The 20,819-nt window shown below is 47.9% G+C and carries 25 protein-coding genes; 8 read left to right on the forward strand and 17 right to left on the reverse strand.

The features are described from left to right. The first annotated feature begins 9 nt into the window (after positions 1–9). The 4 genes from LPH68_RS16600 to ltrA all read left to right on the forward strand — a co-directional run bounded on the left by LPH68_RS16600 (position 10) and on the right by ltrA (position 5,999). Positions 10–1,566 carry a glucosaminidase domain-containing protein gene (locus LPH68_RS16600; RefSeq protein ID WP_230297007.1) on the forward strand — a complete coding sequence of 519 codons (1,557 nt, stop codon included), beginning with the start codon at positions 10–12 and terminating at the stop codon, positions 1,564–1,566. Between the two features lie 272 nt (positions 1,567–1,838). Then, positions 1,839–2,450 carry a hypothetical protein gene (locus tag LPH68_RS16605; protein ID WP_230297008.1) on the forward strand — a complete coding sequence of 204 codons (612 nt, stop codon included), beginning with the start codon at positions 1,839–1,841 and terminating at the stop codon, positions 2,448–2,450. 5 nt (positions 2,451–2,455) lie between these two features. Then, a complete protein-coding gene (locus tag LPH68_RS16610; protein WP_230297009.1) occupies positions 2,456–4,138 on the forward strand; it encodes a zincin-like metallopeptidase domain-containing protein in 1,683 nt (560 codons plus the stop codon). 460 nt (positions 4,139–4,598) lie between these two features. Next, complete coding sequence (gene ltrA, locus LPH68_RS16615) at positions 4,599–5,999, forward strand: group II intron reverse transcriptase/maturase (RefSeq protein WP_230297010.1); 1,401 nt, start codon at positions 4,599–4,601, stop codon at positions 5,997–5,999. 84 nt (positions 6,000–6,083) lie between these two features. Here the strand turns inward: ltrA and LPH68_RS16620 are convergent, their stop codons facing one another. The 6 genes from LPH68_RS16620 to LPH68_RS16645 form a co-directional block, all read right to left on the reverse strand. Beyond that, complete coding sequence (locus LPH68_RS16620; protein ID WP_230297011.1) at positions 6,084–6,458, reverse strand: hypothetical protein; 375 nt, start codon at positions 6,456–6,458, stop codon at positions 6,084–6,086. Positions 6,459–6,471: 13 nt separating this feature from the next. Then, positions 6,472–6,756: a hypothetical protein gene (locus LPH68_RS16625; RefSeq protein WP_230297012.1), complete on the reverse strand. Its 285-nt coding sequence runs from the start codon at positions 6,754–6,756 to the stop codon at positions 6,472–6,474. Positions 6,757–6,759: 3 nt separating this feature from the next. Continuing rightward, positions 6,760–6,954: a hypothetical protein gene (locus tag LPH68_RS16630; protein ID WP_230297013.1), complete on the reverse strand. Its 195-nt coding sequence runs from the start codon at positions 6,952–6,954 to the stop codon at positions 6,760–6,762. Next, positions 6,951–7,304, reverse strand: a complete 354-nt coding sequence (locus LPH68_RS16635; RefSeq protein ID WP_230297014.1) for a hypothetical protein — start codon at positions 7,302–7,304, stop codon at positions 6,951–6,953. The genes LPH68_RS16630 and LPH68_RS16635 overlap by 4 nt, the downstream gene beginning before the upstream one ends. 399 nt (positions 7,305–7,703) lie before the next feature. Continuing rightward, a complete protein-coding gene (locus LPH68_RS16640) occupies positions 7,704–8,186 on the reverse strand; it encodes a hypothetical protein (RefSeq protein WP_230297015.1) in 483 nt (160 codons plus the stop codon). Between the two features lie 524 nt (positions 8,187–8,710). Next, positions 8,711–9,292: a hypothetical protein gene (locus LPH68_RS16645; protein ID WP_230297016.1), complete on the reverse strand. Its 582-nt coding sequence runs from the start codon at positions 9,290–9,292 to the stop codon at positions 8,711–8,713. A gap of 427 nt (positions 9,293–9,719) precedes the next feature. Here LPH68_RS16645 and LPH68_RS16650 point away from each other — a divergent pair, with 427 nt between their 5' ends. Beyond that, entirely contained in the window at positions 9,720–9,896 is a 177-nt protein-coding gene (locus LPH68_RS16650; protein ID WP_007903436.1) for a histone H1, read from the forward strand. 296 nt (positions 9,897–10,192) lie between these two features. Here the strand turns inward: LPH68_RS16650 and LPH68_RS16655 are convergent, their stop codons facing one another. The 7 genes from LPH68_RS16655 to LPH68_RS16685 all read right to left on the reverse strand — a co-directional run bounded on the left by LPH68_RS16655 (position 10,193) and on the right by LPH68_RS16685 (position 16,699). After that, complete coding sequence (locus tag LPH68_RS16655; RefSeq protein WP_230297017.1) at positions 10,193–11,629, reverse strand: OmpA family protein; 1,437 nt, start codon at positions 11,627–11,629, stop codon at positions 10,193–10,195. Between the two features lie 52 nt (positions 11,630–11,681). Then, complete coding sequence (mobV, locus tag LPH68_RS16660; protein WP_230297018.1) at positions 11,682–13,139, reverse strand: MobV family relaxase; 1,458 nt, start codon at positions 13,137–13,139, stop codon at positions 11,682–11,684. Between the two features lie 205 nt (positions 13,140–13,344). Beyond that, entirely contained in the window at positions 13,345–14,205 is an 861-nt protein-coding gene (locus LPH68_RS16665; RefSeq protein ID WP_230297019.1) for a MarR family transcriptional regulator, read from the reverse strand. Between the two features lie 24 nt (positions 14,206–14,229). Further along, positions 14,230–14,787, reverse strand: coding sequence for a hypothetical protein (locus LPH68_RS16670; RefSeq protein WP_230297020.1), 558 nt, complete (start codon positions 14,785–14,787; stop codon positions 14,230–14,232). Then, a complete protein-coding gene (locus tag LPH68_RS16675; protein ID WP_230297021.1) occupies positions 14,784–15,179 on the reverse strand; it encodes a hypothetical protein in 396 nt (131 codons plus the stop codon). The genes LPH68_RS16670 and LPH68_RS16675 overlap by 4 nt, the downstream gene beginning before the upstream one ends. Before the next feature lie 10 nt (positions 15,180–15,189). After that, a complete protein-coding gene (locus LPH68_RS16680) occupies positions 15,190–15,636 on the reverse strand; it encodes a hypothetical protein (protein WP_230297022.1) in 447 nt (148 codons plus the stop codon). Between the two features lie 13 nt (positions 15,637–15,649). Further along, positions 15,650–16,699, reverse strand: a complete 1,050-nt coding sequence (locus LPH68_RS16685) for a hypothetical protein (RefSeq protein WP_230297023.1) — start codon at positions 16,697–16,699, stop codon at positions 15,650–15,652. A gap of 237 nt (positions 16,700–16,936) precedes the next feature. Between LPH68_RS16685 and LPH68_RS16690 the strand changes: the two genes are divergently transcribed. Both LPH68_RS16690 and LPH68_RS16695 read left to right on the forward strand, forming a co-directional pair. Beyond that, entirely contained in the window at positions 16,937–17,581 is a 645-nt protein-coding gene (locus tag LPH68_RS16690) for a recombinase family protein (protein WP_155819219.1), read from the forward strand. Positions 17,582–17,825: 244 nt separating this feature from the next. Continuing rightward, the gene (locus LPH68_RS16695; protein WP_230297029.1) at positions 17,826–18,116 is read left to right on the forward strand and encodes an HU family DNA-binding protein; all 291 of its coding nucleotides are present in this window, start codon (positions 17,826–17,828) and stop codon (positions 18,114–18,116) included. Between the two features lie 91 nt (positions 18,117–18,207). Here LPH68_RS16695 and LPH68_RS16700 read toward each other — a convergent pair whose 3' ends face one another. Beyond that, on the reverse strand, positions 18,208–18,462 hold the full coding sequence (locus LPH68_RS16700; protein ID WP_230297024.1) for an LPD11 domain-containing protein: 255 nt from the start codon (positions 18,460–18,462) through the stop codon (positions 18,208–18,210). Positions 18,463–18,595: 133 nt separating this feature from the next. On the opposite strand from LPH68_RS16700, the gene LPH68_RS16705 reads away from it, so the two are divergent. Further along, on the forward strand, positions 18,596–18,799 hold the full coding sequence (locus tag LPH68_RS16705) for a hypothetical protein (protein WP_230297025.1): 204 nt from the start codon (positions 18,596–18,598) through the stop codon (positions 18,797–18,799). Between the two features lie 133 nt (positions 18,800–18,932). Here the strand turns inward: LPH68_RS16705 and LPH68_RS16710 are convergent, their stop codons facing one another. The 3 genes from LPH68_RS16710 to LPH68_RS16720 all read right to left on the reverse strand — a co-directional run bounded on the left by LPH68_RS16710 (position 18,933) and on the right by LPH68_RS16720 (position 20,527). Continuing rightward, positions 18,933–19,433: a DUF4313 domain-containing protein gene (locus tag LPH68_RS16710; RefSeq protein ID WP_230297026.1), complete on the reverse strand. Its 501-nt coding sequence runs from the start codon at positions 19,431–19,433 to the stop codon at positions 18,933–18,935. A 55-nt stretch (positions 19,434–19,488) separates the two neighbouring features. Continuing rightward, on the reverse strand, positions 19,489–19,803 hold the full coding sequence (locus tag LPH68_RS16715) for a hypothetical protein (RefSeq protein WP_230297027.1): 315 nt from the start codon (positions 19,801–19,803) through the stop codon (positions 19,489–19,491). A 397-nt stretch (positions 19,804–20,200) separates the two neighbouring features. Next, on the reverse strand, positions 20,201–20,527 hold the full coding sequence (locus tag LPH68_RS16720; RefSeq protein WP_230297030.1) for a single-stranded DNA-binding protein: 327 nt from the start codon (positions 20,525–20,527) through the stop codon (positions 20,201–20,203). Positions 20,528–20,819 lie beyond the last annotated feature (292 nt).

Consider the following 20,819-nt stretch of genomic DNA (forward strand, 5'->3'; position numbering starts at 1 on the left):
TATATGGATATGAGCAAGAATCAAGAATATGCAGCAAACTACGCAGAATTTGCCATGGAGCAGATGCGCCGATACGGAATACCAGCTTCGGTGACACTGGCACAAGGCATACTGGAAAGTTCCAACGGGCAGAGCCGGCTGGCAAAGAACGAAAACAACCATTTCGGTATCAAGGCTACTTCCGCATGGATTGCCGGAGGGGGCCGGTACGGGATTTATACCGATGACCGTCCGAACGAAAAGTTCTGCAGCTATGACAGCGTCGGTGATTCCTACGAGCACCATTCACGTTTCCTGAAAGAGAACAGCCGCTATGCCCGCTGCTTCACGCTTGCCCCGGATGACTACAAGGGATGGACGGAAGGCATCGCACAGGCGGGTTATGCCTCGGGCGGACAATATGCCGAGAACCTGCAGAAGATCATCGAACAGAACGGCCTGCAGAAATATGACCGGCAGGTGATGCAGGAGATGACCCGGCAAGGCCGGGAGTTCGGGGTGGAGAACAATCCGCTCCGAACTTCCGGAAACGCACCGCAAGGCACAAACTATTCGTTTCCAGTGGAACGCAAGGAGTTCCTTTTCGTGACTTCGCCTTTTGGTATGCGCCAGGACCCGACGGATGGAACCCGGCAACAGATGCACAAGGGCATCGACATACGCTGTAACGGTGATGCGGTGCTGGCAACGGAGAACGGTGGCAAGGTGGTGGCAGTGAACCTGAACAGGAATACACCCGGCGGCAAGTCGCTGACGGTGGAATATGCCCGTGAGGACGGCAGCAAGGTACAGTGTACCTACATGCACCTCGGGGAAATATCCGTCAAGACCGGTGATACGGTCCAGGCCGGTCAAAGGCTTGGTCTATCAGGAAATACGGGTACGCGGACAACGGGCAAACACCTGCATTTCGAGGTAACGAACTTCTATGCAGACGGAACCCGGAGAGAGATTGACCCGGCAGCGTATCTGACCGAAATTGCCCGGAAAGGGCATATCAGGCAGCAAGTGCTGCATAACGGAAACGACCTGCTGGCCCGATATAAGGGATTGGAGGAGCCTGCCGCAGACAAAAGCATTTCACCCGACGGATGGATGAAAAAACTGCTTTCCTCCGAGGATAGCGGCGTGGGAATGTCCGGATGTAACGATCCCGTTGTGGAGATGGCAATGACCGCCTTCAGCTCACTCATGCTCCTGGCCGTACAGATTGACAGGAAGAATGAACAGGAACAGATGGAAGCCATTTCGGAAGCGGCGGACAAACGGCGAATCAACTTGAAACCGCTTGTACCGGAGATGAAGAGCTGCGAGTTGACCGTCTGTGAGAATGGGAAAGCCGTCCTGAAGGCGGACAACGGTTCGCTGAAGGTGTTACGAGAACTGACTGCTGCCGAACTGAATCGGTTGTCCGTAACGCTGAATAACGGCTCGCTATCGGAAGAGGCCAAACGGATGCGTGTAGCCGGTATGCTGAATACGGTCATCCTTTCGGAAGCGGCTTCCCGTAATTTTGAGCAAGGGATGTCCCAACAGCAGGGACAGACGGAGAATCTGAAAAGATAGATGCAAGGCGATATGATAAAATGCGTGATGATACAGCTATGCAGAGGTCTGTTCGGACTGTTCTACCTTGTTCTGTATGTCCTGTCCTGCTACCTGATTTTCGGCTTGACGGTCACGCTCATCATCGTGGGCGTGCAGCTGCTTCTCGCCGGATGGCTGGTCTGGGCCATGATACGCGCACCCGATTAGAGGCGGTACATTCTCAACTCAACGATCAATCAACCACATCCTGCTTGTCGGGAAATCATGTTTCACATTAAAAGACAATCAAGATGATCAAATGCAATGTTACAGTATGCGGCGTAATCGGACGTGATGCGTCGATACGCACGAACAAGGAAGGAAAATCGTTCCTGGTGTTCCCGCTTCGTGTGATGATTTCTGCTACCGAAAGGAAGACTGCTCCCATCGAAGTGGATGTCAGCAAGGAAACTGCCGGCGAGGAGACAGGAAGCTACCGGAACGGCACCCGGGTCGAAGTGCAAGGGACAATGTTCCTCAAACACCGGGGCGACCGGATCTACTTCAATCTCTTCGCCAGTGAGATTGGAACGGCGGATGTCCATGCGGCGGATGCAGTCAGGGGAGTCATGGAGTTCCGCGGCAAGGTCGGTCAGCAGATCGAGGAAAAGAGGGACAAGAAAGAACAGCCCTATACGATGTTTTCGGCCTTCAGCACGGAGAAGGTGGAAGACGGGTTCGAGTACCAATGGGTGCGCTTCTTCTGTTTTGGAAAGGAGCGCGAGGCCTGGTTGCAGCCGGGCGTGAAAGTGGAAGCCAAGGGAGAAATGAGCCTTTCTGCATACAATGGGAAAGTGAACGTGTCGTGCAAGGCGGAAGAACTGGCCCAGTATGTAGCGGAATCGTCTAACCTCAATCAGTAAGCGATATGGCCGGATACAGAAAACAGCATAGCGACGGGCCGAACAGCGAGGACAAGGCTCTGGACCTGTTCGCTGAAATGATGATTGAAAAAATCGAGAGCATCCGTCAGGACTGGAAGAAGCCCTGGTTTACCGAAGGCACGCTGCCATGGCCCCGTAACCTTTCGGGACGCGAATACAACGGCATGAATGCCTTCATGTTGCTGATGCACTGTGAGAAAGAGGGTTACAAGATTCCGCGCTTCTGCACGTTCGACTGCGTGCAACGGCTCAACAAGCCCGGCAAGGACGGTCAGGAACTGCCACGGGTTTCCGTCTTGCGCGGAGAAAAATCGTTTCCGGTCATGCTGACCACCTTCACCTGCATTCACAAGGAGACGAAAGAAAAAATCAAGTATGACGACTACAAGAAACTGTCCGAAAATGAGAAGAAGGAATACAATGTCTATCCGAAGATGCAGGTGTTCCGCGTCTTCAACGTGGCACAGACCAACCTGCAGGAAGCAAGGCCGGAGCTGTGGCAAAAACTCGAAACGGAATATATGCAGCCGAAGCAGGAAACGGGAGAACAGTTCAGTTTTGCCCCGGTCGATGCGATGATTAAGGATAACCTTTGGATATGCCCCATCAGTCCGCAGTACCAGGACAGTGCCTACTATTCCATTTCGAAGAATGAAATCGTCGTGCCGGAAAAGCGTCAGTTCGAAACCGGAGAGGCATTCTACGGAACGCTGTTCCATGAAATGACACATTCGACCGGTGCGGAAGGCGTACTCGACCGGATAAAGCCGACTTCTTTCGGTTCGGAGGAATACGCCCGCGAGGAACTGGTGGCCGAACTGGGAAGTGCCTTGACAGCCCAACGTTACGGAATGGCCAAACATATCAAGGAAGACAGCTGTGCCTACCTGAAAAGCTGGCTTGACGCGCTGAAGGAATCACCGCAGTTCATCAAGACGACACTGCTGGATGTGAAAAAGGCTACCTCACTGATTACGCAGAAAGTGGACAAGATTGCGCAGGAACTGGAACAACAGGTCGGTGAAGAACAGAAAACCGCACCGAAAGAGAAGATGTTCTACTCTTCCGTGGCCTATCTCCAGTCCGGCTATGATACGGCACGGCTGGATGCCTTCAGGAACAAAGGGGATTATGAAGGGCTGCTGACGCTTGCCAAGGAGTATTACGACGGCAACGGCATGGATGAGAAAGATACCTATGCGTCACCTCTTCAGAACCGGGGTGACGACCTGCTGATTGAGGACAAGGACTTTGCTGTAGTGTATAACGGAAGTGTGGGCGGAACCTATGAGGTGATGCTGAAATGTTCGGAACAGGAAGTACGGAACCACATCACGCGCTACGGCATTGACCGTGCCAGCAACGACGTCAGAGAAGTGGCCAAGGATATGACAGCCGAACGGTTTGCAGCCATGGCACAGCAGAAGATTCCAGCATTCGAGATGCCAAACGGAGAGATGCTGTATCTCGAATACAACAGGGAATCCGACAGCCTCGATGTCGGACATGTCACCAATGCGGGACTGGCTGCCCGGCATACGTTCCCTTATGACCACAACGAGACACTGGATGCCAACCTCCAGAACATAAACGAGAATCTGAACGAAATGGAGGAATACCAGGAGGAAGAGCAGAAAGTGGAGTATCAGGGCGGAATGCGCCGGTAGAAACAGAAATGGACAAGCGGAGTCAGTCGGCTCCGCTTGTTTGTTTGTACGCCCAGCATGGGTGTTCGCTATAGGGTGCAAGTCCCGAACGAGCCCTGATAGTGGGAATCGTTAGCCCAAGGCAAGGGTGTCCTGCGTGAGTAGGAATCTGAAGGAAGCTGTCGGCAAAATCTCGGCTCTACGAACAGAAACTGATTATGAGGCTACATTTGGTGGACAAGTTTGCAAAACAACACAAAGTCCTATAACTATCCGAATCCCTATGTAGTAGAATCAGAGGGCACATGAGATGAAAGCGTACATTCTTATCTGGGGAGGTCTCACGGACGGGTGCAACACGCTTGTATCCGGTTGAAACAAGATTTACCGTGAGAAGTCAGCAGAAGCCATAGTACCTGTTAGTTACTAATAATGGGGAAGGGCTGAACCTTAATTACGTAAGATACCTGAATGTTACCTTATGAGAGGAAGAAGGCAGAACATAGCAACTCTATCCGACCAATCGGCGCAGTGGGTGGAACCCGAAGTCATGATTGGTATGCAGACTTTCATGGGGATAACTGAAAATCATCTTACAGCCATTAACCAGGAGAAAGGTGCACTATTGGAGTATATTCTTTCCCCCTCTAATCTAAACCATGCTTATAAACAGGTGAAGAGTAACAAGGGTAGTGGCGGCATTGACCGTATGGAAGTGGATGAGCTGCTTCCTTATCTTCGTAGCCACAAGGATAAGCTAATAGTTTCCATCTACAATGGTAAATACCATCCGAACCCCGTGCGTCGTGTGGAGATTCCCAAATCGAGTGGAAAGAAACGTAATCTGGGCATTCCCACGGTGGTTGACCGTTTGATTCAGCAAGCCATCTCACAAGTGCTTCAACCTCTTTATGAAGCCCAATTTTCACCAAGCAGCTATGGTTTTCGCCCTCATCGTAGTGCTCATGACGCGTTATTAAAGTGTGGCGAATACATCTCTGCCGGTTATGTGTTCACGGTAGATATGGATTTGGAGAAATTCTTTGATACAGTCTGCCATAGTAAACTGATAGAAATTCTGTCCCGTACTATCAAGGATGGTCGTGTCATATCCCTTATTCATAAATATCTGAACTCTGGTGTACTTATAGGAGGTAAGAAGAAAGAGAGTTCAGTCGGAGTTCCCCAGGGTGGTCCCCTGAGTCCCTTGTTAAGCAATATAATGCTTAATGAGTTAGACAAGGAACTGGAGAAACGTGGTCATTTGTTCGTTCGGTATGCTGATGACTTGGTCATCTTCTGTAAGAGCCGCCGTTCCGCGCAACGTACATTGGATAATCTGCTTCCCTTTATTGAAACGAAGCTTTTTCTAAAGGTGAATAAGGAGAAGACCCATGTAGCTTATATGCGTGACATCAAATTCCTTTCCTATGCCTTTGGTCGTAGTAATGGCAAATGCCAATTCTACATTCATGGGGATAGCATCAAGAAGATGAAAAGTAAGATACGTGAACTCACTAGCCGTAACAATGGTTGGAGCTACGAATATCGTAAACAACGTCTGACTTGTTATCTCCGTGGTTGGCTCCACTATTTTAAGTTGGCAGGTCTAAGACATCGGATAAAGGAATGGGACGGTTGGCTCCGTCGTCGAATACGGATGTGTATTTGGAAGTCTTGGAAACGGGTTCGAACCCGGTATCGAAATTTACAGAAGTTCATTCCCGATGAGAACCGTGTGCGAATGGCTGCCTTTTGTCGGAAGAAATACTGGCGAATGGCAAGTCATTCTACCGTACATGAGGCTTTCTCGGATGAACGCTTGCTCCGAGCTGGTTATCCCACTTTTAAGATGTACTACCATCCTGTGTTTAGAGGTTAATTAAGGAACCGCCGTATGCCGAACGGCACGTACGGTGGTGTGAGAGGTCGGAACGGGAATTAATCCCGTTCCTCCTACTCGATCTTACCGGTCCAGAAGCCGGTCTATCATGACCGGCAGCTCCTCCAGTCTGCAATATCGGTTACTGCCTCCGGTGTAGTCTTTGGCATGTGAAGCTGTGCGTATCAGAAAGTTGTTCAGCTCGATTTTCACGCCGCTGCCCGTTCGGGAGAATGTGGATGAATGACTGATATATACAAACCTGCCGTTACGTTCGATGAAACAGGAGGTATCATAACGACCTTTCAAACTGGAAACCACTTTAGCCCCGGAAGCGGTTGCGTACCTGGTGAGTTCATGGATAAGAGCCGTCTGAAACCGGCGGTATTCCCGGGAAACGGAGCAGCCAGCATCCGCAAGGGTCGCAGCCTGCCACCTGGTGTAAAATTTCTGTGTCATATTCTTTGCTGTTTTAATTGTGTAAATAGCTTTCCCAATTCTCATGGTCAATGGTCAACTGATTCATTTCCCAGTCGTATTCCACTTCCGGCATATTGGAATAGGGAAAATAGACGGTGTAACCTATCTGTCCGTAGGAGCAATGCAACGGCGTGACGCATATTTCTTGACCGAAATAAGACTTTGGCGTACAGTATTTCCGCCAGTTGAAACGACCTGCAATGATATTGCAGCAAAGCATCTTTAGTGTTATGATGCCTTTCCAGCTCTGATAATCTTTTGTCTTAACTTTTTTCATCTGTCAATGTGCTATGTTATAATAAATTTCGGGTTCACTTGACACGTTGTAAATCCAACTGCCGCAACGTACCAGCAGGGCATTCTTGCCGTAATAAAGCTTTTTCATTCCGGATATGTTTCCCGTGCGGTGGAAGTTCGGAAAACGGCTGATGTCTATTCTTTGCGCATCTCGCTTATAGAGTGTCTTGGTTTTCATTGGAAGGTGTTTTTTAATGTTTCATACAAGGTCTTTATCATAGCTTCGGCATCCTCCATATCGCTGACAATGTCCTTGATATGGTAAGGCGCACCGTTTCTGCCGTGGCCGTCCGTACCTATCCACAGATAGGCTTCGTAATCAGGGTCAAAGCCCTCGTAATAATCCTCTATTTCGCTGATAAGGCTGCCGGTATCGTTGCCTTTCATGCCGACCGTGAAAAAGAAATCCTGCCCCATCTTCGTATAACGCTGAAACTCAAACTCCACCCGTTTTTTCTTTTGGATGTCAGTCTTCACTTCCCAGCCCAAACTGGCGGCTACTGCGGTAATTTGTTGAATTGCTGTCATATCGGTAAATTTTTTATTCCCCTCTTCTTGAAGCCTTCCGACTTCGCCCAAGGGATTGTTTCATGTGCGGTCCAAACGGTGGATACAAGAACTATGGGCAAGCAGCCGGGAATGAAATTTATGAAATGCCGTAATCTTTGATTGCGGAAAGTTTTGTCAAATTTCCTTTCAGGAAGCGGCAGTGATGCTTGACTGATGTTCATCCGCCGTACCTTTGCACCCGAAACAATCCTCACGGCGTGGTCGGTATGCAGAAATGAATAATTCATTAGAACCGGGAGAAATACGAATAGAAAAGGAAGGCAAGCGGTAGAGCGTATCAGTATAAAAGGAACAGGCTGTCCGACAGGAAATCCACCCGCCGGTGAGACGGGTGGACAATCAAAACCTGCGAATACGTCAATAATGGTAATCTACCACACCTCCGACATAGAACTTCGTTCCGGGTTCGAGTCCGCAGACAAACTTCACAAAGGAAAGGGATGTCTCGGCATAGGTGTTGGTGCAATCATCATTCAGATAGAAATGATAATAGGTGTCCAACGGATTTGTCAAAGCCTTTTCAATGGCATAGACCGGTCCCCATTCCAGCATGCTCTCGATGGTAATGGCTTCCGCTTTCTTGCGTACATTGGCAACAAATTCGGCTTTCCACTGCTCCACACCGCCTTTATAGAGGATGGTATCTTCGGATGTCTGCTCAAACATTTCTTTGGGCAGTAAGCATGTCACCAGATTAGATATTGCCTCCTTGCGCTCTTCCTCGCCCATATTTGCGCAATAGTCATAAAAACTGAAATCTCCGCCAATGAACGTTTCTTCGGTGATGTAATTTTCCTTGCTGATAGGCTTGGTTGAAATCTGAAAAATACTGCTGTGCATAACGATAAATTTTAATGTTAAACTTTTTTCTTCCCTCTGATAGAGCCTTTCGGCCTCCTTTTCGGGATAGATTTTACATGCGGTTCCAACAGCAAGGCCAGGACGGTAAAAGGCAAGTAAACGGTCTGGAATTTAGCGGAACACCCAAATCTGTGATTTGCGGAAGGCTGCCGTTCAATTCTTGAACAGCTTAGCACACAGCGGTACTTGACGACCGGACAGACGCTGTACCTTTGCATGGGAAAATCACACCGACAAGGAGCACCGGAGCGAGAAACGTGGAAAATGCAGCGTAGCCGATAAAAGGGAAAGAAAACAGAAAGTAAAAAAGGAAGTCTTTCTAAAAGCTGTCTGGAAAAATAGGTATAAAGGGGCTTACTGGCATAAAACAGACATTTCTCGGGTTGTACTCATATTCATACATGTAGTCAGCCTGCTTTTAACTGAAAAAAAACGTAGCTGGCATTGAACATGGTTCAGTACCAGCCACAGGGTTTCAATAGGACTGTATCCTATAAGCATATTCAATCCACTACCGTAAACTCATTGATATAGCAATAGGCATCCGAATTTTCCTTTTCCCATTCCTCACCCAACATTTCGGCATCCTTCATGGACTGGATGGGTTTGCCTGCTATCTCTCCAAGCCAGTCGAACAGGGTCTTTGTGTCTTGAAAGTACTCGAAATAATACTTGTCATCAGCGGTACACAAGTCAACGAGGTATCTGTCGGGAAAATATGTTCCTTCGCTGTCGTTGGTCTGATAGAAAACACATCCCGGCTCTTCTGCCTGATAATAATAATGGAGTGACGGGAATTTCTCACAAACAAGGTCAAAGACTTCGTTGCAAGGTGACCATGCCGTTTCCGTTGTAAACTGAAGATTGTCTCCGTTCATTTCAAGATTGCTCCAGTCACCACGGCAGTAGGTCTTGTTCCAATCACCGCCCAATCCATCTACAAGGCATCCCAACCAAGAGGTTCCGAAGCCGTTTTCAACGGACGGTTCTTTCCGTTCCTGCAATCCTTTCATCAACTCATAGAGGCTTTTGACTTCTTTTGCGTTGCCCTCTATAACATACGCTGTGCTGCACCAATTTGGCATAATTCTAAGATTTAATTGTTGAACACTGTTGTTTTTATTTCCCTTTTCTTGAAGTCTTTCCGACTTGCTTTCGGGATGAATTTTACATGCGATTCCAACAGCAAGGCCAGGACGGCAAAAGGCAAGTAAATGGTCTGGAATTTAGCGGAATACCCAAATCTGTGATTTGTGGAAGGCTGCCGTTCAATTCTTGAACAGCTTAGCACACAGCGGTACTTGACGACCGGACAGACGCTGTACCTTTGCATGGGAAAATCTCACCGGCAAGGAGTCTGATGATGAAATAAAGGAATGGCACGAAAGAGCTATAGAAAAGAAAGAGAATGATATATCGTGTTGCAAGTGAAGAAATTACGATGAAATCTATTTTAGTAGAAATAAAATTCGCTATATTTGCCGGATATTGTATAACATAAAACAGGAAACAATGGAAAAGACAGTTGCACAAATCAGTGAGTTATTCGCTCAATTCTCCAAAGATGCCGGTCTCCAGATAGAGAAAGGAAACAAGACGGCAGGCACCCGTGCCCGTAAAGCATCGCTTGAACTTGAAAAGCTTCTCAAACAATTCAGAAAAGAATCGCTGGAAGCATCTTCAAAATAAATTCAGTTTTGTGACGTAAGCCGTATCTGAATAGAGCCTCTTCGTTCTTGCGGGGAGGCTTTATTGATTATCTTCCAAATAAGTTCTGGAGGTAAAATTGATATGCTAACCGAATGTTTCCTTGCATCTTTATTACACCCCTTGATGACGGGTAACAAGTAAGGCGGGTAGTATCGAATTTGTCAACTCGTGCGGAAATTCGCCTCCCTTGCTGTCCGCATTAGAGATACATCTGTCCTAAATATAAAAGAGTGCTCGATTGAACACTCTTTTAATAGGTTGAACTTCAACATCTGTTATTCCGATTTCTCTGTCACTTCTGAAATATACAGTTCAACTTTCGTATGCCGGTTGGCTTCTACAGGTATATGGTCTGAAATTCCACCCCTGTAGCTCTGAACAATCCGCTGGGCCGATATTCCACGTCTCTCCAGTTCCGAGACGATAAAGCCGGCTCTTGACACACTCAAGGATTGATTGATGTCGGATGTGCCGGTCATGCTGTCAGCGGCACCGATCACTCTTACAGACAAATTGTATTTCTTTGCCACACGAGCCAGTTCGTCCAGATTGAGAGCTTGCGACGCATCTGTCAGTCGTGCGGAATTGAGCGCAAAAAAGAAATAGATGGGTGCTCCGATACACTTGCCGTCGTCATAATCACAAAATGTAGAATCCACGGCAAAGTCATTCCGGTTTCCTGTCGATGTGCTTTGTAGAATCTGATTTCCACTTCCGGATAGGATGGCTGCAGAATCAAGGGGTGACGTACCGTCCCAATGTCTGTGCTTCAGCCTTGCACGCAGCGAGTTCAGTCCGCTGTAATTGTTCACAGGGAATTTGCCTCCGTTCATGTCATCCTTGAAAAGATGACTATATGTATCAAGCAGTCCTTCGATTTCCAGAATTTTCTTCAACTCGGCAAGTGTCCGTCTGTCCCGGTCATGAAGTCCGGCATATCGTCTGTTTTCCTCCGTCAGGTAATTGACATAGCCTATCAGTTGTTCGTTGCGACGGATATAAGGCATCGCATCGACGGCCCGTTTCCAGCCCACTTTGCCAAGATGAAATGTGAATCCAGCGGTCAATGAAAGCATATGATCGCCCAGACGGTTCGCTCTTCCATATCCGTCGAAGTCCTGGAAGGTGGTCGTATTGGACAACTCCAAAACTACACTCACTCTTTTTGAAATGCGGTATTGCCCCTGCACACCATAAGATATAGCAAACGGATTATGTCCGTTGGCAGCATGATGCAGCAGGCCGGCACCAACAAAAGGCGTAAGCCCCCAACGTACCTGTTCCTGCCGGGCATATCTGCGACCAAGGACATTCCACAACAAGTCTGCATGGATGTGATGATACTTTTGAGTGGACAATGCTCCGTCCTTGAATTGCAATCCGCTGTAGTTTATCCTTGCACCAACCGAAGGTGTAAACCACTTGCCGAAAGCAAAACTGTAGGACGGTTTCAATCTTCCGAAAATGTCTTCGCAACCAAGTGGTGTACCGAGAAAAGCGGTTGCTCCACCTGCGATGCTGACAAACCAGTTGCCGCTCCGCGACATCGGAAGCACAACTCCGTCAAGATAGGCCGGACGAAGCGGTTGAAGCAGTTCCATGGATTCGTACCGGACAGCGTATTGTACAGTATCTTTCTGTATGGGTTGTACACCAGCATGTAACTGCAACGAGCAGAGCAAGGTGAAGATGAAAATAAAATGTTTCGTCATATTCCAATAATTTAATTCGTTATACATTTGATTGATTTCAGATCAGTGCCACTTAGCGTTTGGGTTTCTTGCCGATGGCAGGGCGCATCATGCGGCTCGCCATTCTCATACAGCGCAGAGCCCAGGCACGGTTGTCCTCGTCTTCGTCACGACCCCATTTGAGGTCACTTCCGCCACCGCCACCACCATGTGATTCGGCAAACGTAGTGGCTTCGTCCACCATACCGAGAAACAGCATCGTTGCACAGTGCATGACCTCCGTGCCACGTTCGGCAATGGATTGCATCAGTGAACCGTCCAACAGCCGCCGTTCCGATTCACCCATCTGTGCCGATGCGCTACGGTATTCACTGACCATATCCTCCAGCAGAACATCTTTGAGCAGGGTGTCCACCTTGGAGTGAACATCCTGTGAATAACGGTAAGCTTCCTCTTTGAGCGTTTCTGTACGCTCTTCTATGGCATCCATATTCTCCTTCAGACTGATGAGTTGTCGGTCAGCCGTCTGCAATTTCTCCTGTTTATCTGCCAGTTGTCTGGAAATGCCCTGCAGCTCTTTCTCCAGCATTTTTATCCGGGCAGCCAGTTCTGCCACATTGCCCTTGTTCTCCTTTAAGTCGAGCTCGGCTGCCGATAACAGGGATTCCTTTTCTGCTTTCTGCGCTTCCAGATTAGCGACCATGGTTGTAAGTCCTTTTACCCGGCGTTCTGCCAGGCGGATGTCCGTTTGAAGTTCTCCCAGCACCTGTTGGTGACGTTTGATATTCTCCTCAATCGACGTACACTCTTCGGACAGCATGCGGCGATATTCCTCGGTACTTCTGTGCCGGGCACCTGTCTCGGATATGCTTGTTCCCCTCGACATGCCCCACTTGGTATTGACCTCCGAGAAAAAGTCCGAATGGAGCTGTTTCATTCGCGCACTGTATTCAAACTTATCCTTTCCGGCAAATATCTCCTTGTACGCAAAGCGGCCGTCCTTGATTGGCAGAAGCGTGCAATGTACATGGGGATTGATTTCGTCCAGATGTACAATGAAGGCAGCGATATTCTGTTCACCGTATCTGCCACTTACAAATGAATAGACATTCTTTGCCCAGCATTCAATGTCAGCCTTCCGCTGGATATGGCTATTGTCCGCATCTTTTTCGTAATCCACCTTCTGGCTGCCAAAGGCAAGTTCCTGCATGCGCTCTCTGGATCCGCCGAAAATGATGTTCACCACCGTACGGTATTTCGGTTCGGGCAATCCCTCATTGGGATCTTTGATTCCGCGGAATCTCAATATGTCCGCCATCCGTTCCGGAATATTGCGGCTCGTGTCAACGGGACGTATTTTCCCGCCGGACACGACTTCAAAATTCAAGTGTTTGCGTGTGGGGTCGTAGTTGCCTTTGGTCATGGCATATTTTTCCGCCCGTTCGCTGCGGTCGCGCAGATGTTCGTTGCTTTGGGCAGCAGTAATGCCTTTTGATACCTGCACGTCCAGCACCTGTTTGGGATTCATCATGTTGTTTTTGGGTTTATCTGAACACTCCTTCGTGTCCCAGCTTGCTGCTTGTACGGACACCCTCCCTGTGACGTCAGTCATCAGGGGTATTAGGCTCCCCCGTCCCTTAGTTCGTGGCAGACGGGCAAGCCCGGATGCCTCCTATAACCGGCAGCACTCCAGAACGGGAAAGGAAACGGATTGTTCGCAGTTATACATTCGGTTTCTAATCTCCGGTCTGGTACGACTTCTCCTGAGCCTTTGCTGCAAGTGCGAGAAAAGGCTTTATAAGGGCTTTCAAGTCTTCTATGCGGTCTTCCTCATGCCCGACATCATTTGCCCTGTTTTCGTCAAAGAAAAGCCCTGCAAGCTCGTTGGCAGTAGCAAGCAGCCCAGACCAGTCGCCATAAAGTTCGAGATGGAAGTAGTCCATGGCACCTGAAATGTCATCGAACCTCGACTTCCGCAGGGCGCGTTGCAGGGCGGCCAGTGCGATGCACTCCTGAGCAGCCAGGCTGATTTCCACCGCCTGACTATTGCTACTAGTATCTGAACCTATACGGGTGACACTGTCCGGACACGAAAGGTTGTCCTGCATGGCAGTCCCGTCCATAGCCTGGCGGATGAGTTGTCCACATCGGATGCCGGTTTCATCCGTATCGGTTTTGCCAGTTATCCAATCGAACAATACCTCATGCATCAGGTCGGAAAACTCCGGCACCTGCTGTCCGGAACAAGACTCCACGGAACTGCCGTTCTGTACGTTCATGGTAATGATGACGCTTTTGGAAAGACGGATACGGCTCAGCAGGCCGAACCCCTCCAGTGCATCGAGGAAAGAACGGACGGTAGCCCTGTGCCAATGCCATTCCACTGAAAGGTCTGAAACCGTCACATGACACTGGTTGGGATGGAGTTCAAACTCCTGATTTCTTAAAAAGGGGGAAACAAAACCGGCCAGGGCCTTGTCCAGCAAATCACAATAGGCTTCCGTTTTCGTTTTCCGTTCACCCACTTTCTCCTTGAGGTAGTCGAATGCCTCTCTGTCTGCCAGTATAGGGACAGCTATTCTTTGTCTGGTTTTCATTTTCAATCTGTTTTTGAATGGTTATTATTGCGCGGATATATCAGTGTTGCCGCTGTCCGCATCCTGCGGCAACCTTGCGTGATGATAATCATGATAGCTTTCGGCCAGCAGTGCAGGATGTTGTATCCATCCGGTAATCCGGTCTAAATCCCCAGATTCGGTCATTACCCGATCGGAGGGATAGAACAGGGCAGCCAAAAGAAGAAAGGCGACGGTGACTGCCAGCGTGTACAGATGCGGTACAAAGCCGAGGACCAGTACAGCCGTAGCCAGAGCAACAAACGAGGATGCCCTGCCGGGCAAACGTCTCAGCCAACGGTCCGTCCGCCTGAACGAATAGATAGCGGCACAAACTGCGGTCGATAACAGGATACCGAACTCGCCGGCATGTCCGCAGGCATAGACATAGTGAAAAAGCAAAAGCAGGATCAAAAGAATCTGCACATAGAGCCTACGGGCCTTTTCACGGTATACCATGGCGTTATAGAACCTTGCCATAAAAGGGCGGTTGCTCTTGTACAATGCCATGGGCACTGCAAACAGCATGGTACAGAAAATGAGTTGTAAGATGTTCCAAATCATAAGTAATAGGGTTTTTCGCGTGCTTGAATGGGCAGTATCACCAGTTCCAGACGGACAATGTTGTGGGAAGCCAGCAGGATGATGGCCTCGGCATCCCGTGGTGAGAGATACATCGCAGCCTTCTTGATGCGCTGCCTGAACGTATGTTCCTGCTTGCGGTAGGTGGCCAATGCCTTGTCCAGTGCATACTCCGGGATTGTCCAGGTCATGCCCTTGGTGTACGGGCCTTTGTCCTTGTAAGCCCGCAGTACCAATGTCCGGGAAACGATGTAGTCGATATGGCCGTTCCTTGGCAGTGCGTACTCCTTATAGATATTGTCATCAACGACCTCTATCCATGTACGATACTCCCTGATCCAATAGACCATCTGTCGATATAACGTATTCCTCATGAGGCAACGGTCATAGAAAATTCAGCAGGACATCTTCCTTATCCTTCTTGTATTTGAACACACCTCCCTTGGAATGTAGGTCCAGGTCAAGGCACAATTCGCCATACATCTGCTCCAGCGAATCATAGATGGTGACAAGGATGGTGTCAACCTTGCCGTCCGCACCGGTCTGGCAGTTCATCTTGAACATCTGGCCGAAAGCAGGATTGGAATATGCACAGGTGCTGTGACCGAACTTGACCGTATGCGATGGAATATGGTGGTAGAGCGTTATCAGCTCCATGTCGTCCTCGAACATATCCATTACCTCTTCCAGGTCATAGGAATCTCGCAATGGAAAGGTCAGCAGAGCATAGTCGCCGTAGAACTGCGGCTCTTCCATGGTGGTCACATCCAGCAGCTGTGGCAACTGAAGCGGGACGAACGTCATAAAGTCGTCAAAAAAATGTCGTAACATATTCATGGTATTGTTATAGCGTGTGTATGAAAATTTCCATCAGCATCCCGGGAAGTTCAGACAGGCGTGTGCCTTCCGATTGAAAGATCCGGCTCAGGCTTTTGAACACCGCAGGGGTCTGAGCCGTCATCCTGTCAAGCTGTTTCCGCTCATCCTCTGAAAGCAACGCCATGGAAAAAGCATCCAGTGAAGAATAGGGCTGCACGAGCATCCATATATAGGCATGTGCCTGTACGGGTGTCTTGACCCTCTTGTTGCAGACATCATCCATGCAGGTCTGCATGTTCTGTATCTGCCGGCGGTTGGTGCGAAGGGCCAGATAAAGCATGGCCTCCTGGTAGGTGATTTCCTTACGCTCGGCAGCAAGGAGTATCTGAGAGCAGCATTGCTCGGTGTTGCGGGTGATATCTGTCAGACCTTCACCGTCCAGTTCATGCAGGTGTGCAAGGAAGGCACGGAATACGGCATCCTCCTTTGTGATAAAGGCTCTCAGGTCTTTGGTACTATGTATGCCGTCACGGTTGGTGCGTGCCAACAGCGAACGGTAAGCGGAAAGGACCTGGGTCCGATTTCCTTTATGTGCCGGCTGGTCATCCAACGAACGGAAGAAAGGGCGGATTTTCTGTACGTCATCCAGCAGTTCCGTATCACGGGCATAGGAGGAAAACTGATTTTTGAAGGACAGGAGTTCCTGATAGGTACGCGGCTTCGAAAGAACCAGCCGTGAGAACTCGTTGCGGATTGAATCGTGCAGGCGGACACATGCCGAATGTGTGTCGGGATGTTCCCGTATAAGCGAGTCCTTGCGGAGATGAAAAAAGACGGAATCCTTTAGTTCCTGCCATTGGTGGACGTGAAGGGTCAGTTCCTTGAAAGAAGCACTTTTTAGGCTTCGTATATCGGACAGATACTTCCGGTAGGTTCCGGCAGGGTCTTCTGCCACTTCCGACAAAGGCTTGCCGCTTCCGTCACCGCAAGATGACAATCCGCAAATGGTCAGTGAAGCGGCACATACTCCGCTCAACAGCCAGACTCTTTTGCAGTATGATTTTACACTTTTCATATTTGTTATTTCATATTAAAGCAGTACAAATCTATATATAAAAATCGTGATAATATTCTTTTGATGTCATAATTAGCGATTTTTTCATAATCATATTAACAATATGATTATCAATGAAAACAAGTGAAAGAAAAACAGGATTTCCATCCGTTTAAACGATTATTTTTCCACAATATAATTTTGGATTTAAAGGAAAGTATTATATTTGCACTTGTTATCAAAACAATGTATAATCAAATGGCAAAAGTCGGTTACATATTCAGGGAAAACAATGAAAGTTTTGACACGGAAAGAGAATGGATGCAGCAATACGGATGTGTACAGATTGTAGAAGAAACGGTCGAACACGAAACGCTGCGTCCGATGTGGAAACAGCTTATGGCAAATCTTGAAAGAGGTGACGAACTTGTCGTGGTCAAGTTCAGCAATGCCACACGCGGGCTGAGAGAACTGTCCGCATTCATTGAACTGTGCCGGATCAAGATAGTACGTATCATATCCATCCACGACAAGGTGGATACCCGAGGTGAACTGTTTCCTTCCACGACAGCCGCTGACGTGCTGTGGATAATCGGTGCGTTTCCGGAGGAGATTGCGGCATTGCGCAGGTACTCTGCCCATGTGGAAAGGCTGCGCCAAAGCATCAAGGCACCGGCAGCCCCGAAAGTGCTGCCCAAAGCCGAACGAGACAAGAAAATCGTGGACATGTACACCAACGGCCATTCGTTCGATGACATCTGGGCTGCCAGCGGCTTCAGCAGCAAAAGTTCAATATGGCGCATACTCAACAAATATGGTGTAAAGCTCGACCGTGGCCAGACCAGCGGTCCGCGTGTCAAGAAGAAGACGGAAGAGGATGATAGCGGAGTAGAAAACATGTGATGTAAATCCGGATAAATTTCACGCTGTATTATTTTGTAGTTCAGAGATTATTTTGTATCTTTAGATTCAATTACAACTATATAAAATAGAAGACTTATGGGAGAACTGATTGTATTATTTGTGGTATTTTGGGTTGTCGGAAAGATTCTGAAAGGTATATTTGGTGGATTCAGCCAGAGCGACTACCGGCGTGACCGTTAAGCCGGAAGGTAAGTGCATATTTTATCATTCATTTTATCAGACCATGACAAAGGCAGAGATTGTTGACCGGATTGCAGAACAGACCGGTATAGAAAAGAACACGGTAACAGCCGTAGTGGAAGCGTTTATGAAAAGCGTGAAAGATTCGATGATTGCAGGAGAAGAGGTTTTTCTGCGAGGGTTCGGCAGTTTTATAATCAAACATAAAGCACAGAAAACAGGACGTAACATTTCAAGCAATACGACTGTCATCATCCCTGCCCATTCGGTTCCTGCCTTCAAGCCTGCCAAGACTTTTCGTGACATGGTAAAAGGGGGCATCGAGGCTAAATAGCACTGAATCTTCATAACTGATAACTGATATAATTGATTAGAAAGATGATTGCCGCATCGCTCTGTCTTTGGAGCAGGTGCGGCATTTGTTTTTATTCCGGTATATTCCTCATGGCGATATCATACTTCAGAATCTGTTCCCTTGTCAGCCATTGTGGTTTTTCCTCCTCGGTGAAACTGTCATAGAGCCTGGTCATGTACTCCAGTTGCCTCTCTTCATCACCGGCCCACAAACGATTGGGATTTCTGTTGCCGAAACCAAGATAATATTCGCAATCTGCCTGCAGGCGTCCGAGTAGCATGTACCGGAACTTCAAATCGTGCTGTAATACTTCATCTACTGTCATTTTATTCTATTTTTTTTTAAGTGTTTCATTTGCCCTGCTTTGAAATTTACCGACTTCATCGCAAGGGTCGCTTTCTGGTGCCCATCATACGGCGAAGCAGGAATGCAAAGCAAGAACCCCGGAATGAAATTTTATGAATACCAGAATCTTTGATTGCAGAAGGTTACGTCAAATTTCACTTCGGGTAGCGACAGTGGTACTTGCAGAGCATTCTTTCGACGTACCTTTGCACAAGAAAACATTCCCGAGCGAAATGTCGGGATGCAATCAGGGCCTGCCCGCCATTGCAAATGATAAAAAAGGGTTGGCTTGCCGTTATAAGTGGAAAAAGGAATAACTAAAAGAGAGAAAAGGGCAATATATAAAAGTCTGGTGACGCTGGAAAATCGGGCGTGAAAAACGATACCGTGCCGAAAAAGGCGGTACGGTATCGTTAAAACCAATCAGCAATCCATGCCTGGAACAGCTGTTCAGAAACAATCAATGTCGGCTTCCTGGAATGTCTTCGGGAAATGCTGGTAAATCAATGCAAGATTCAGCATTACCATCGGATACTCCACAAATCCGCTCCTGCGTTTGTAACCGGAATCCGTTGCCAGCCCGTTCGCACTCAAAAATTCCATGGCATCCGGATAATGGTTCACATCAATAAATGTCCGGTCGGGCAATCCAAGGGCATCCATTTCCTCCAAATTGACAGAAAGGACGATATACTCACTTTCATCCTCCACGCTCTGTAACAGAAGAGCCAGCCACCCGTTGGCATAAAAACGAGGTACAAGATAGCAGTTCTGTCCTCTGAACCTGTACTCCTTCCGTTCCAACGAGCGGTCCGGTTCAATAAGCCGGAACTTATCTTCTCCGGCAACAAAAGTTCTCATTGGATTGCTGACATCTACATAGATGCCGTTGGCATGATGGCAAAGATAGTCCGCATTTTCTGCACGGACGATTGCAAATGTAATATCCATATCTATTTTATTGAGTTTAACTGATTGAACTATCTGCTTTATCTGTATGACGGCATCAGTCCGTCACCTCATAATAATATTCCAGCTCGCTGCCTTTCAGATTCTCGATGGCGTATTGGTCGGCTTGCATCCAAAGGATGTTGTAGAGCTTTGCCATTTCCGGGGCTGCCTCGTAGTGCTGCCAAATTTTGTGGTTGAGTACCAAAATAAGTTCTGTGAGGTACTTGTAGCTCTGTTTCCACTCTGCAAATGCTCGGTTAAAAGTGTCTTGGACTGCTGGAAGTCCGAAGCGGTCTGCTATCGAAAAATCACTCCAAAAGGTTGTCTGTAACGTGTAGCCGTTTTCTGCCATAAATTCTCTGAATGTCATATCACTACAATTTTAAAGTTGATGAATTTTGTTTGTTTTCCCTCCGGTAGTTTCTGTACCGGAAGGTTGATTATTTTTTCTGCCCACGAAATTGGCGGTCGGTCCGGGCAAGGAGGATGTGGAAAATACGCTCGCAGGCACGGAGAGGAAGATTTTCCGACAGCCAGCAAAGCGGTTCCTTGACAGGACCGGAAAACGGCAATCAAACTTTGCAGAGAAAAATAACAGGCTTGCGGAATAGAACCCCGAAAAGCAGTAAAAACACAAAGGAGCGACATGACATTATAATGGTACGGAAGTACATGAAGGGGAAAAGCTATAAAAGGGCGGAATGGCTGAAGCCGTCCATGAACAAAAATAAAGCGACCCGAAGGTCGCTTTGTCTGTAAGGCCGAAATCATTTCTTGCCTTTCTTCACAGGTTTTGCCTGTTTTTTAGGAGCTTCCTCCTCTTTTTCAACAGGCGGATAAAACTTGACAGCCACGGTCACGATGCGGTTGTGTCTCGTACCGTCCTTGTCAATCCATTCTTCTGGTTTGAAATAACCCTCGACGGTAAGCATGGTACCTTTGGTCAGCATGTCGAAGGAATCGGTGTTCTCGTTCTTACGCCATGCCTCGATATTCATAAAGCCGGAAATGCGGTTGGATTCCTCTCCGTTTTTCTCCAGTCGGCTTACTGCCAAAGGGAAACGTGCTACGCTGGCATTGGTGAACTGATGGATTTCTGCGTCTTATGTTGTGGTGATAATTATGTTGGCAAAATACTGATAAAACCTGTATTATAGATTATTTCTGCTTTTTATGCCAACATAATTTAGGTTCATATCATAGGCTCTCTAAAAATGACATAAGGTTATCGTCATATTTCCAATGGTTCTTATCATTGGTCATTGGAGATTGGTAAACCTTCAACGCTTGTTCTTTCATCTCCATGCTTATCTGTAGGCTCGGCAAACAACGCCTTTCCGCTTTACAGCGGTAGGTTTTCGTTTACCTGCCCCCGAACCGTACTTA

Source organism: Bacteroides sp. 1_1_30 (assembly GCF_020982715.1).
In the GTDB taxonomy this organism is placed as follows: domain Bacteria; phylum Bacteroidota; class Bacteroidia; order Bacteroidales; family Bacteroidaceae; genus Bacteroides; species Bacteroides xylanisolvens.

Coding starts and splice junctions, on each gene's coding strand:
- LPH68_RS16600 (WP_230297007.1), top strand. CDS start 10: ATGAGCAAGAATCAAGAATATGCAGCAAACTACGCAGAATTTGCCATG.
- LPH68_RS16605 (WP_230297008.1), top strand. CDS start 1,839: ATGATCAAATGCAATGTTACAGTATGCGGCGTAATCGGACGTGATGCG.
- LPH68_RS16610 (WP_230297009.1), top strand. CDS start 2,456: ATGGCCGGATACAGAAAACAGCATAGCGACGGGCCGAACAGCGAGGAC.
- ltrA (WP_230297010.1), top strand. CDS start 4,599: ATGAGAGGAAGAAGGCAGAACATAGCAACTCTATCCGACCAATCGGCG.
- LPH68_RS16620 (WP_230297011.1), bottom strand. CDS start 6,458: ATGACACAGAAATTTTACACCAGGTGGCAGGCTGCGACCCTTGCGGAT.
- LPH68_RS16625 (WP_230297012.1), bottom strand. CDS start 6,756: ATGAAAAAAGTTAAGACAAAAGATTATCAGAGCTGGAAAGGCATCATA.
- LPH68_RS16630 (WP_230297013.1), bottom strand. CDS start 6,954: ATGAAAACCAAGACACTCTATAAGCGAGATGCGCAAAGAATAGACATC.
- LPH68_RS16635 (WP_230297014.1), bottom strand. CDS start 7,304: ATGACAGCAATTCAACAAATTACCGCAGTAGCCGCCAGTTTGGGCTGG.
- LPH68_RS16640 (WP_230297015.1), bottom strand. CDS start 8,186: ATGCACAGCAGTATTTTTCAGATTTCAACCAAGCCTATCAGCAAGGAA.
- LPH68_RS16645 (WP_230297016.1), bottom strand. CDS start 9,292: ATGCCAAATTGGTGCAGCACAGCGTATGTTATAGAGGGCAACGCAAAA.
- LPH68_RS16650 (WP_007903436.1), top strand. CDS start 9,720: ATGGAAAAGACAGTTGCACAAATCAGTGAGTTATTCGCTCAATTCTCC.
- LPH68_RS16655 (WP_230297017.1), bottom strand. CDS start 11,629: ATGACGAAACATTTTATTTTCATCTTCACCTTGCTCTGCTCGTTGCAG.
- mobV (WP_230297018.1), bottom strand. CDS start 13,139: ATGATGAATCCCAAACAGGTGCTGGACGTGCAGGTATCAAAAGGCATT.
- LPH68_RS16665 (WP_230297019.1), bottom strand. CDS start 14,205: ATGAAAACCAGACAAAGAATAGCTGTCCCTATACTGGCAGACAGAGAG.
- LPH68_RS16670 (WP_230297020.1), bottom strand. CDS start 14,787: ATGATTTGGAACATCTTACAACTCATTTTCTGTACCATGCTGTTTGCA.
- LPH68_RS16675 (WP_230297021.1), bottom strand. CDS start 15,179: ATGAGGAATACGTTATATCGACAGATGGTCTATTGGATCAGGGAGTAT.
- LPH68_RS16680 (WP_230297022.1), bottom strand. CDS start 15,636: ATGTTACGACATTTTTTTGACGACTTTATGACGTTCGTCCCGCTTCAG.
- LPH68_RS16685 (WP_230297023.1), bottom strand. CDS start 16,699: ATGAAAAGTGTAAAATCATACTGCAAAAGAGTCTGGCTGTTGAGCGGA.
- LPH68_RS16690 (WP_155819219.1), top strand. CDS start 16,937: ATGGCAAAAGTCGGTTACATATTCAGGGAAAACAATGAAAGTTTTGAC.
- LPH68_RS16695 (WP_230297029.1), top strand. CDS start 17,826: ATGACAAAGGCAGAGATTGTTGACCGGATTGCAGAACAGACCGGTATA.
- LPH68_RS16700 (WP_230297024.1), bottom strand. CDS start 18,462: ATGACAGTAGATGAAGTATTACAGCACGATTTGAAGTTCCGGTACATG.
- LPH68_RS16705 (WP_230297025.1), top strand. CDS start 18,596: ATGAATACCAGAATCTTTGATTGCAGAAGGTTACGTCAAATTTCACTT.
- LPH68_RS16710 (WP_230297026.1), bottom strand. CDS start 19,433: ATGGATATTACATTTGCAATCGTCCGTGCAGAAAATGCGGACTATCTT.
- LPH68_RS16715 (WP_230297027.1), bottom strand. CDS start 19,803: ATGACATTCAGAGAATTTATGGCAGAAAACGGCTACACGTTACAGACA.